The sequence below is a fragment of the Kitasatospora sp. P5_F3 genome, from assembly GCF_054049135.1.
Window position 1 is genome coordinate 1 of the sequence record NZ_JBFUMY010000115.1, and the last position, 9,372, is coordinate 9,372.

The following is a 9,372-nucleotide window of genomic DNA, read 5'->3' on the forward strand; positions in this document are numbered from 1 at the left end:
CCCCCCCCCCCCCCCCCCCCCCCCCCCCCCCCCTGGGCTGCCCGCCGCAGGTGGACTCAGCGAGCTGACATGTCGTCAGTGCGCCATGCTCACGGCAAGACCACCACCCGCCCCGTGGTGGTGCCGTCGGCCACCCGTTGGACGCCGTCCGCCGCGCCGTCCAGCGGCAGCCGCTCGCTCACCAGCGGCCGGACCACGCCCTTCCCGGCCAGTGCGGTCAGCTCGGTGTGAGCCGCCGTCACGGCGGCCGGCTCGTGCACCGCGTAGAGCCCCCAGTGCAGGCCGAGCACCGAGTAGTTCTTCACCAGCGCGTGGTTCAGCCCCGGGGTCGGGATGGTGCCGCTGGCGAAGCCGACCACGACGATCCGGCCCTCGAAGGCGACGCAGCGCGCCGACCCGGTGTACGCGTCGCCGCCGACCGGGTCGAAGACCACGTCGGCACCGCGTCCGCCGGTGAACTCCTTGACCACTGCCACGAAGTCCTCGGACCGCCGGTCGATCACCACGTCGGCACCCAACTCCCGTGCCGCCACGGCCTTCTCGGGACCGCCCACGACACCGATCACCGTCGCCCCGGCCGCCTTGCCGAGCTGCACCGCCGCGCTGCCGACCCCGCCCGCCGCCGCGTGCACCAGCAGGGTCTCCCCGGCCCGCAGGGCGGCCCGGCGGTGCAGGGCGAACCAAGCGGTCTGGTAGGCGATGTGCATCGCCGCCGCCTCCGCGTCGTCCAGCGCCGCCGGGGCCGCGAATACCGTCCGCGCGTCCATCAGCGCGTACTCGGCGAACGCCCCGGCCGGCAGCAGCGGAGTCCCGATCACCCGTTCCCCGGCCCGCTCGCCGCCGACCACCTCGCCGCACAGCTCCACGCCGGGCGTGAACGGCAGCGGCGGCCGCACCTGGTAGTGCCCCCGGCACATCAACGCGTCCGGGAAGTTCACCGCGGCGGCCCGCACCCGGACCAGCAACTGCCCTGCCCCGGCCGATGGTTGCTCCACCTCTGCCAATCGCATCACTGCACCGGGCTCACCCAGTTCACCGACCTGCCATGCCCGCATCATCGGGAATCACTCCTTCTCAAGGGCCTGCTGGAGCCGGTTCATGCCGTCCAGCCAGCGGTCGGGATCGGTCGCCCTGGTCGCGTAGTAGTCGGCCACCTCGGGGTGCGGCAGGATCAGGAAGCGCTCCTCGGCGATCCCCCGCAGCACCGCGTCCGCCACCGCCGACGGCTCCAACGCGCCCTCGGTCAGCAGCAGTTGACCGGCCGGGCCGGAATCCTCGAGCATCCGGGTCCGGACTCCCTGCGGGCAGACCGCGTGCACCCGGACACCCCGGTGCCGGTAGCTGGCGGCCAGCCACTCGGCGAAGGCCAGCGCGCCGTGCTTGCTCACGGCGTACGGCGCGGAGCCGAGCATGGTGAGCAGCCCGGCGGCGGAGACCGTGGCGACGAACCGGCCCTCGCCGCGCTCCAGCCAGTCGGGCAGCAGCAGTTCGGCCGCCCGGACGTGGGCCATCACGTTGACGTCCCAGGCCGTGGCCCAGGCCGCCGGGCCCGCGTCCGCGCCGCCGGCCGTGCCGACGCCCGCGTTGGCGCAGTAGACGTCGATCGCGCCGAGCTCCGCGCGGGCGGCGGCGATCAGCTCCGTCGGGTCGGCGGCGTCACCCGGCAGGGCGTACGCCCCGATCGAGTCGGCGACGGCTCGGGCGGCTTCGGCGTCCAGGTCGTTGACCACCACCCGGGCCCCGGCGGCTGCGAAGGCGGTGGCCAGCGCGGCGCCGATGCCGTGCCCGGCGCCGGTCACCACAACACCGCGTCCGGCGAGGCTCACAGCCCGCCCGCCAGCGAGACGCCGCCGTCCAGCGTCAGGGTCTGGCCGGTGATCCAGGCCGCCTCCTCGGAGAGCAGGAAGGCGACTGCTCCGGCGATGTCCTGCGGCACGCCGAGCCGCCCGAGCGGATAGCCGGCCGCGACCCGCTCCTCCCGGCCGTCGTACAGGGCTTCGGCGAACTTGGTCTTGACGATGGCGGGCGCGACCGCGTTGACCCGGATGCCGGGGGCGAGTTCGAACGCGAGCTGGGTCGTCAGGTGGATCAGCGCGGCCTTGGAGACGGCGTACATGCCGAGCCCCGGCGCCGCCCGCAGGCCCGCCAGCGAGGCGACGTTGACCACCGCGCCGCCGTTCTCGCGCATCCACCCGTCGTACGCGAGCTTCGTCCAGGCCATCGGGGCCAGCAGGTTGACCCCGAGGATCTTGGCGGCCTGGTCGGCGCCGACGTCGAGGATCTGGCCGTACACCGGGTTGATGCCGGTGTTGTTGACCAGGTGGTCGAGCCGCCCGAAGGTCTCCAGCGTCCGGCCCACCGCCTCGGCCTGGTGCTCGGGGTCGTCGGCCCGGCCTGCCACGGCGATCGCGTGGTCGGGGCCGCCGAGCTCGCGGACCGCGTCGGCCAGCGGCTCGGCGTTGCGGGCGGTGAGGCAGACCTTGGCGCCCCGCTCCACCAGTTCCCGGGCGATGCCGAGGCCGATGCCCCGGCTGGCTCCGGTGACCACGGCCACCCGGCCCTTCAACGACGGTGCCATCACGAGTCCCTCTCGACGGAGTTCCCAGGAATACGGGCTGACTAAGCGCTTGCTTAGGATCCAAGTGCCCGAGCACACTGTCAACCACCCGCCAGGACCTGCACCACCATCTGGGAGGATTGCCGGCATGACCGACCGAACATCCGCCGACCTGTGGCCCGCAGGCGGCATGGGCGAGCGCACCGAGGCCGCCCGTCGGCTGCTGCTCGCGGCGGTCGAGTCCTTCGCCCGGCGCGGCTACCACGCGACCACCACCCGGGACATCGCGACCGCGGCCGGGATGAGCCCGGCGGCGCTCTACATCCACTACTCCTCGAAGTCGGCGCTGCTCTCGGAGATCAGCCGCACCGGCCACCAGGCCACCCTGGACCTGGTCGAACGGGCGGCGGCCGCCGACCTGCCGCCGGTGGAGCAGATGCGCCGGCTGGTCGAGGAGTTCACCTGCTGGCACGCCCGGGGTCACACGGTCGGACGGATCGTCAACCACGAGCTGCACGCCCTGCCGGAGGACGACTTCGCGGTGGTCGCCGAGCTGCGGCGGCGGATCGAGGAGACCGTCCGCCGGATCATCGAGGCCGGGGTGGCGACCGGCGCGTTCGAGGTGCAGGACGTCCGGACCGCCGCCCGCGCGGTCACCTCGCTCGGCATCGACGTCTCGCGCTGGTACACCGAGCGCAGCAGCGAGACGCCCGAGGAGCTCGGCCGGCGCTACGGCGTCCTGGTACTGCGGATGCTGGGGGCGGCCGGCTGACCCCGGAAGGGCTTCCACCCTCCATCGCCTTAGGTTAGGCTCACCTTACCTACCGAGGAGGACGGATGTCCGACAGCCCTGCCCTGCCCAGCCCGGCCGGACCAGTGCCCACCCCCGCCGAACGGGCCCGCACCCTGCTGGAGTTCGGCTCCTCGGTGATCCTCGACGTACCGGGGATCGACCTGGCCAACCGGCCCGGCATCCCTCCGCTGGTGCGCTGCGCCGTCCTCCCCGACGGAGCCCTGGCCGTCCTCGCCGAGCACGACTCCCCGCTCTGCCGGATCGCCTCGGTCTCCCGCCAGGAAGAGGTGGCGGGCCTGCTGGAGGCGGTGGACGTCGCCCCGGTCGCGATGCCGCACCGGATCCGTGGCCGGGCCACCGTGCACGGCCGCCTCACCGCGCTGCGGCCGGCCGCACCGGAGGTGCTGGACGGGCTCTTCCCGTACCGCCCCGCCGGGCAGTACGCACTGCTCCGCTTCGACCCGGACCACCTCTCGGTCGAGGACCTCTGGGGCGCCGACTGCTGCGTCGACCTGACCGGCTTCGGCCGCGCCGCGACCGACCCGCTGGCCGCCGAGGAGGCGACCGTCCTCCAGCACCTCGCCTCGGCGCACGCCGACCGGCTCGCACTGCTCGGCGCCCAGGCCCTTGACCACCCGTCAGGTCTGCGGTCCTGGCCGGACCCGGGCCGGTACGAGGTCCGGCCGGTGTCCCTCGACCGGTTCGGACTGCGCGTCAGGCTGCTGGACGGTGACCGGGTGCTGGACGCCCGCTTCGAGTTCCACCGCCCGCTGAGCGGCCCGGAGGACCTGGCCGAGGCGATGCACCGGCTGTTCTCCCAGGTCCGCGCTCACTGACTTAGACCCTCCGGCAAACGGAGGGAATTAGACCGGGGTGATCACCGAGAACAGCCCGCCCTCGGCGTCCCGCAGCCGGGCCACCCTGCCGTACGGAGTGTCGACCACGGGGCCGTCCGCCGAACCGCCGAGCTCCACCGCCCGGCGGACGGCCAGGTCGGTGTCGGTCACCGAGAAGAAGACCTCCCAGTGCGCCCCGATGTCCTCGGCCCGGCGCAGGGCGGCCACACTGCGGTGCTCCGCCCGCAGCACCACCCGCTCGTTCTCGTACCGCACCTCGAACCGGTCCGGATCGCGCTCGTCCCAGCGGAACACCTCGCCGTAGAACAGCGCCGCCTGGAACGGGTCGCCCGTGCGCAGCTCGATCCAGACCGGCGCGCCCGGCGAACGGACCCAGGTGTTGCAGCCGAGGTCGCCCTCCCAGATGCCGAAGGCCGCGCCGGTCAGGTCCGAGGCCAGCGCCATCCGCCCCGCGTCGAAGGTCAGCGGGCCGATCGCCACCGTGCCGCCGCGCTCCCTGATCCGGGCGGCGGTGTCGTCCGCGCTCTCGCTGCCGAAGTAGGTGGTCCAGGCGACCGGCGGCTGCCACTCCCCCTCGGTGGCCCCGATCCCCGCCACCTCCACCCCGTCCAGCACCGCCCGGACGTACGGCCCGAACCCGTGCTGGCCGGCCTGGAACGACCACCCCAGCAACGGCCCGTAGAACGCCTGGGCCACCGTCAGGTCACGGGCCATCAGACTGACCCAGCACGGTGCGGCCGGCACACATCGGACGGTCACGGTCTGCTCGCTCATCGGAGCCCTTCCTTCCGGTTGTGGCGTCTCTCAGCCTAGGACGACCTGCCGTGACAGGGGTGGTTCGGCTCGCGGCGGGCAGACCCTTCGGGTGTGATGGGGCCGACGAGAGGAGCCGCGATGAAGACCGGGTACGTCGTCGTGGGAGCGAGCCTGGCGGGGGCGAAGGCCGTCGAGACACTGCGGGCGGAGGGTTTCGAGGGGTCGATCACGCTGATCGGGGCGGAGACCGAGCGACCGTACGAGCGGCCGCCGCTCTCCAAGGGCTATCTGATGGGGAAGACCGCGCGGGAGAAGATCTACGTCCATCCGGCCGAGTGGTACGCCGAGCAGCGCGTGGACCTGGTGCTCGGCAGCGTCGCCACCGCGATCGACCCGGCCGGACACACCGTCAGCCTGGCGGACGGCAGCCGGCTCGGGTACGCCAAACTGCTGCTCACCACCGGCTCCTCGCCGCGCCGCCTGACCGTGCCCGGCGCGGACGGCGAGCAGGTGCTGTACCTGCGGACCGTCCAGGACAGCGAACGGATCAAGGCGGCGATCCGCCCCGGCGCCCGGATCGTGGTGATCGGCGCGGGCTGGATCGGCCTGGAGACGGCGGCCGCCGCCCGCGAGGCGGGGGCGGAGGTGACGGTGCTGGAGGCGGCCGAGCTGCCGCTGCTGCGGGTGCTGGGCCGGGAGGCGGCGGCGGTGTTCGCCGAGCTGCACCGGGCGCACGGCGTCGAGCTGCGGTTCGGCGTGCAGGTGACCGAGCTGACCGGGGACGGCGTCCGGCTGGCCGACGGTGAGCTGGTGCCGGCCGACGCGGTGGTGGTCGGCATCGGCATCACCCCGAACACCGAGCTGGCCGAGGCGGCCGGGCTGACCGTCGACAACGGCATCCGCACCGACCAGTACCTGGCCACCTCGGCGCCGGACATCTACGCGGCGGGGGACGTGGCCAACGCCCTGCACCCGCTGTACGGCCGCCCGATCCGGGTCGAGCACTGGGCCAACGCCCTGCACCAGCCGAGGACCGCCGCCCGCTCGATGCTCGGCCAGGAGGCGGTGCACGACCGGGTGCCGTACTTCTTCACGGACCAGTACGAGCTCGGCATGGAGTACACCGGCTACGTGCAGCCGGACGGCTTCGACCGGGTGGTCTTCCGGGGAGACCGGGCGGGCCGCGAGTTCATCGCGTTCTGGCTGGACGACGGGCGGGTGCTGGCCGGGATGAACGTCAACGTCTGGGACGTGACCGACCCGATCCGCGAGCTGGTCCGCTCCGGACGTCAGGTGGACCCGGACGCGCTGGCCGACCCAGCCGTACCGCTGGACCGGGTCGGCCTCGGCTGAGCGGGTGCTCCGTCAGCTGATCGCGTAGTCGGTGGGCCGGGAGCCCTCGCGCAGTTCGTCGTGGGCCTTGGTGAGCAGCAGCATCGCCAGCTCGTTCAGCGCGCGGGCTCCCGCCACCTCTTCGCCGACCCGCAGCTGCGGGCGGTCGTCGTGGTGCCGGGTACTGAAGCCGTGTGCCCTGACTTCGGTGCCGTCGGCCAGCCGGACCAGCGCGGCCGCCTTGGTCCGGTCGCCCTCCTCCGCGAACTCCAGCTCGACGTGCCAGCCGACGAGTGTCCGGGTCATCGTCACCACCGCCTCCGGGAGATCCTGGGAGATCCTGTCCCTCCAGCCTGCGCCCGGCGGCGGGTGTAGGCCAGCATCAGTGCGGCCGGGGTTCGCACTCCTCCCGGCCGGTCTCCCGGTGCACCACCTTCACCGGGCGGTCGGAGCCGCCGGGGACGACCTGCTGAGGACGTCCGCAGCGGGGGCAGATGAGCGGGATCTTGGGCATGGCGTCCTCCTTCCTCTCAGTGTGCTCCGGACCACTCCCACTCGGTATTGAACGCGTTCAGAGATGGCGTAGAGTCTGCGACGGAAGTGCTTTGAACGCGTTCAACAGAGGGGGTGGCCGCCGTGACCGCGCTGGTCAACCTGATCGTGATGCTCGGCATGCTGGCCGTGGTGCCACTCGGGCTCGGACTGCTCGGCGGCCCCGGCAGTGCCGCGCTGGCCCGGCTCTGGCCGTTGGCCGCACTGCCGGGAGCCGTGGCGCTCTGGCTGCCGCGCGGGGCCACCGCCACCGCACTGGCCTCGGTCTACGCGGCCGCCACCGTCGCACTGGCCGCACTCGCGCCGGTCCGGCTGGCCCGGTCCCGCTCGCTCGCCCCCGCCGAGCTCGCGGCCCTCACCGCGCTGCTCGCGCCCTCCGTGGCCGGGCTCGCCCTGGTCGCCGAACGCTCGGGCACCCGGCTGTTCGGCTTCGACCTCGACATCCTGGCGCTCACCGTCCCGCACTTCCACTTCGCCGGCTTCACCGCCGCCCTGGTGGCCGGACTGGTCTGCCGCACCGTCCGGAGCCGGCCAGGCCTGGCCCGGGCCGCGGCGCTCAGCGTCCCGGTCGGCACCCTGCTGGTGCTGGCCGGGTACTTCGTCGACGACTGGGCCGAACTGGCCGGAGCCGTCGTCCTGACCACCGGTATGTGGCTGGTCGGGCTGCTCAGCTGGCAGGACGTCAGCGGCCGGGCAGGCGACCGGCTGACCGGCGGACTGCTGCGCTGCTCGGCTGCCGTCCTGGTGGTCACCATGCTGCTCGCGCTCTGGTGGGCGCTGGGCGAGGCCACCGGCCTGACCCACCCCACCCTCACCTGGATGGCCGCCACCCACGGCCTCGGCAACGCGCTCGGCTTCGCCCTCTGTGCGCTGCTCGCCTGGCGCCGACTCAAGGAAGTGACCCGATGACCACCTTCAACTACCCCGAGGTCGGCGCCACCCGCGAACCCGACCGGCTGCCCGAGGGCTACCTCTACCTCCGCCACCACGTGCTGATCGGCCACGGCCGCGAGGCGCTGGAGGCCGCGGGCGCGATGGTGACCAGCTGGCGGATGCACCGGGGCACCGGCGCCACCGTCGAGGCAGACGCCGAGACCGCCGCGCCGGGTGTCCGGCTGGTGGTGGGCCTCGGCCTCGGGCGGCTGCGGTTCCAGGCGCCCGCCGAGGTGGTCTGGGCTGCCTCGGAGCCGGACCGGATCGGCTTCGCCTACGGCACCCTGGCGACCCACCCGGAGCGCGGCGAGGAGTCGTTCATCGTGACGATGGGCGCCGACAAGGCGGTCTGGTTCACCGTCACCGCGTTCAGCCGCCCCGCCTGCTGGTACACCCGGCTTGCCGGTCCGATCGTGCCGCTGCTGCAGCGGCTGTACGCCCGGCAGCTCGGCCGGGTGCTTCGCCGGGCGGTCACCCTGCCGGGCTGACGAGCAACTCCCTTGCCTGGGCGGCATACCGGGCCGAGAAGTACGGGTTCCGCCGCAGCGCCGTACGGAGCAGCTCGGCGGCACCGGGCAGACCGAGCGCGTGCTCGATCACACCACTGCGGTACGCGCCCAGTGCTCCGGCGCCGCCCGCCTCGGCGGCGAACCGGGCGTGCGGCAGCGCCTCCTGGTCCCGCCCGGCCCGGTGCAGGGCCCAGGCCAGTTCCTCGGCCACCAGCGGGCTGTGCCGCCGCTGCCACTCCTCGGTCAGCAGCCGGACGGCCTCCGCCGGATCGCCGTGGTCGGCCAGGTAGCGGGCCAGTTGCAGGTCGAGCGGGCCGGTGGCCAGCCGGACTTCGGCGTCCAGCGCAGCCAACTGGGCGGCAGCTTCGACCTGGTGTCCGCTGCTCAGCTGCAACTCGGCGTACTCCAGCAGGAACTGCGGCTGCGGCACCCGGGCCACCAGCTCCTCGTACCGGCCCAGCGCCTCCTCGGTGCGGCCGAGCGCGGCGGCGCTGCGGGCCAGCCCGAAGGCGGCGAAGTGGTCGTCCGGCTGCACGGCCAGCGCGTGCCGGTAGTGCTGCTCGGCCTGCTCGGGGTGGCCCTGATCCCACGCCAGATCGCCCAACCGGTGGGCGCTGAAGGCCTGTTCACCCGGCGTGACCGCCAGCTCAAGGGCCCGGTCCAGCGCGAGCACCGCCTCCGCCGTCCGCCCGTGCGTCTCCAGGTCGTACGAGGCGCGGGTGTACGCCGCCGTGGTGGGAGCCAGGTCCAGCAGGCGCTGGGTGGCGGCGGTGGCGGCGGGGAGGTGGCCGAGCTGGAGCTCGGCGTCCGCCAGCACCGCGTACCCGGCGGCCCGGTCGGGGGCCATGGTGGTCGCCCGCAGGCCGAACTCCCTTGCGGTGGCGAACTCGTGGCGGGCGTTGGCGAGCTGTCCGGAGCCGACCTGGGCCTCGTAGTTGCGCTCCGGACGCAGGCCGAGCGAGCGGGCCAACGCCCGGTCGGCCTCCGCCAGCTGGCCGCCGTCCAGGGTGGTCCTGGCCCGGTCCACCGCCGCGAGGGCCAACTCGGCCCAGGCGGTGGCATCCCCCGGTCGCTGCCCGGCGG

The 9,372-nt window shown here is 73.8% G+C and carries 12 protein-coding genes; 5 read left to right on the forward strand and 7 right to left on the reverse strand.

Annotated features, from left to right (window positions below; genetic code table 11):
• Positions 1 to 89: 89 nt before the first annotated feature.
• Genes ACXJMZ_RS34785 through ACXJMZ_RS34795 form a run of 3 tightly spaced genes read right to left on the reverse strand, consistent with a single transcriptional unit; the run spans position 90 to position 2,578 of the window.
• The gene (locus ACXJMZ_RS34785; protein ID WP_457034027.1) at positions 90 to 1,055 is read right to left on the reverse strand and encodes an NADPH:quinone oxidoreductase family protein; all 966 of its coding nucleotides are present in this window, start codon (positions 1,053 to 1,055) and stop codon (positions 90 to 92) included.
• 9 nt (positions 1,056 to 1,064) lie between these two features.
• The gene (locus ACXJMZ_RS34790) at positions 1,065 to 1,802 is read right to left on the reverse strand and encodes an SDR family oxidoreductase (protein ID WP_457034028.1); all 738 of its coding nucleotides are present in this window, start codon (positions 1,800 to 1,802) and stop codon (positions 1,065 to 1,067) included.
• A 20-nt stretch (positions 1,803 to 1,822) separates the two neighbouring features.
• Entirely contained in the window at positions 1,823 to 2,578 is a 756-nt protein-coding gene (locus tag ACXJMZ_RS34795) for an SDR family oxidoreductase (protein ID WP_457034020.1), read from the reverse strand.
• 127 nt (positions 2,579 to 2,705) lie between these two features.
• On the opposite strand from ACXJMZ_RS34795, the gene ACXJMZ_RS34800 reads away from it, so the two are divergent.
• Together ACXJMZ_RS34800 and ACXJMZ_RS34805 are read left to right on the forward strand one after the other, a co-directional pair.
• Positions 2,706 to 3,329 carry a TetR/AcrR family transcriptional regulator gene (locus ACXJMZ_RS34800; protein WP_057229136.1) on the forward strand — a complete coding sequence of 208 codons (624 nt, stop codon included), beginning with the start codon at positions 2,706 to 2,708 and terminating at the stop codon, positions 3,327 to 3,329.
• Positions 3,330 to 3,394: 65 nt separating this feature from the next.
• On the forward strand, positions 3,395 to 4,186 hold the full coding sequence (locus ACXJMZ_RS34805) for a DUF2470 domain-containing protein (protein ID WP_457034021.1): 792 nt from the start codon (positions 3,395 to 3,397) through the stop codon (positions 4,184 to 4,186).
• Between the two features lie 27 nt (positions 4,187 to 4,213).
• Here the strand turns inward: ACXJMZ_RS34805 and ACXJMZ_RS34810 are convergent, their stop codons facing one another.
• Complete coding sequence (locus ACXJMZ_RS34810) at positions 4,214 to 4,981, reverse strand: VOC family protein (protein ID WP_457034022.1); 768 nt, start codon at positions 4,979 to 4,981, stop codon at positions 4,214 to 4,216.
• 120 nt (positions 4,982 to 5,101) lie between these two features.
• On the opposite strand from ACXJMZ_RS34810, the gene ACXJMZ_RS34815 reads away from it, so the two are divergent.
• Positions 5,102 to 6,316 (forward strand): NAD(P)/FAD-dependent oxidoreductase, encoded by a 1,215-nt coding sequence (locus ACXJMZ_RS34815; protein ID WP_457034023.1) that lies wholly within the window; start codon positions 5,102 to 5,104, stop codon positions 6,314 to 6,316.
• Positions 6,317 to 6,328: 12 nt separating this feature from the next.
• Here the strand turns inward: ACXJMZ_RS34815 and ACXJMZ_RS34820 are convergent, their stop codons facing one another.
• Entirely contained in the window at positions 6,329 to 6,601 is a 273-nt protein-coding gene (locus ACXJMZ_RS34820) for a DUF1876 domain-containing protein (RefSeq protein WP_457034024.1), read from the reverse strand.
• Between the two features lie 76 nt (positions 6,602 to 6,677).
• On the reverse strand, positions 6,678 to 6,809 hold the full coding sequence (locus ACXJMZ_RS34825) for a hypothetical protein (RefSeq protein ID WP_255359221.1): 132 nt from the start codon (positions 6,807 to 6,809) through the stop codon (positions 6,678 to 6,680).
• A gap of 122 nt (positions 6,810 to 6,931) precedes the next feature.
• Between ACXJMZ_RS34825 and ACXJMZ_RS34830 the strand changes: the two genes are divergently transcribed.
• Both ACXJMZ_RS34830 and ACXJMZ_RS34835 read left to right on the forward strand, forming a co-directional pair.
• The gene (locus ACXJMZ_RS34830; protein ID WP_457034029.1) at positions 6,932 to 7,756 is read left to right on the forward strand and encodes a YndJ family protein; all 825 of its coding nucleotides are present in this window, start codon (positions 6,932 to 6,934) and stop codon (positions 7,754 to 7,756) included.
• Positions 7,753 to 8,268 carry a DUF1990 family protein gene (locus tag ACXJMZ_RS34835; RefSeq protein WP_457034025.1) on the forward strand — a complete coding sequence of 172 codons (516 nt, stop codon included), beginning with the start codon at positions 7,753 to 7,755 and terminating at the stop codon, positions 8,266 to 8,268. Before ACXJMZ_RS34830 ends, ACXJMZ_RS34835 begins: the two co-directional genes overlap by 4 nt.
• Here ACXJMZ_RS34835 and ACXJMZ_RS34840 read toward each other — a convergent pair.
• Positions 8,252 to 9,372 (reverse strand): tetratricopeptide repeat protein (locus ACXJMZ_RS34840; RefSeq protein WP_457034026.1); only part of this gene is annotated, 1,121 nt, incomplete at its 5' end. The two genes, ACXJMZ_RS34835 and ACXJMZ_RS34840, sit on opposite strands and share 17 nt — an antisense overlap.

Coding starts and splice junctions, on each gene's coding strand:
- ACXJMZ_RS34785 (WP_457034027.1), bottom strand. CDS start 1,055: ATGCGGGCATGGCAGGTCGGTGAACTGGGTGAGCCCGGTGCAGTGATG.
- ACXJMZ_RS34795 (WP_457034020.1), bottom strand. CDS start 2,578: ATGGCACCGTCGTTGAAGGGCCGGGTGGCCGTGGTCACCGGAGCCAGC.
- ACXJMZ_RS34800 (WP_057229136.1), top strand. CDS start 2,706: ATGACCGACCGAACATCCGCCGACCTGTGGCCCGCAGGCGGCATGGGC.
- ACXJMZ_RS34805 (WP_457034021.1), top strand. CDS start 3,395: ATGTCCGACAGCCCTGCCCTGCCCAGCCCGGCCGGACCAGTGCCCACC.
- ACXJMZ_RS34810 (WP_457034022.1), bottom strand. CDS start 4,981: ATGAGCGAGCAGACCGTGACCGTCCGATGTGTGCCGGCCGCACCGTGC.
- ACXJMZ_RS34815 (WP_457034023.1), top strand. CDS start 5,102: ATGAAGACCGGGTACGTCGTCGTGGGAGCGAGCCTGGCGGGGGCGAAG.
- ACXJMZ_RS34820 (WP_457034024.1), bottom strand. CDS start 6,601: ATGACCCGGACACTCGTCGGCTGGCACGTCGAGCTGGAGTTCGCGGAG.
- ACXJMZ_RS34825 (WP_255359221.1), bottom strand. CDS start 6,809: ATGCCCAAGATCCCGCTCATCTGCCCCCGCTGCGGACGTCCTCAGCAG.
- ACXJMZ_RS34835 (WP_457034025.1), top strand. CDS start 7,753: ATGACCACCTTCAACTACCCCGAGGTCGGCGCCACCCGCGAACCCGAC.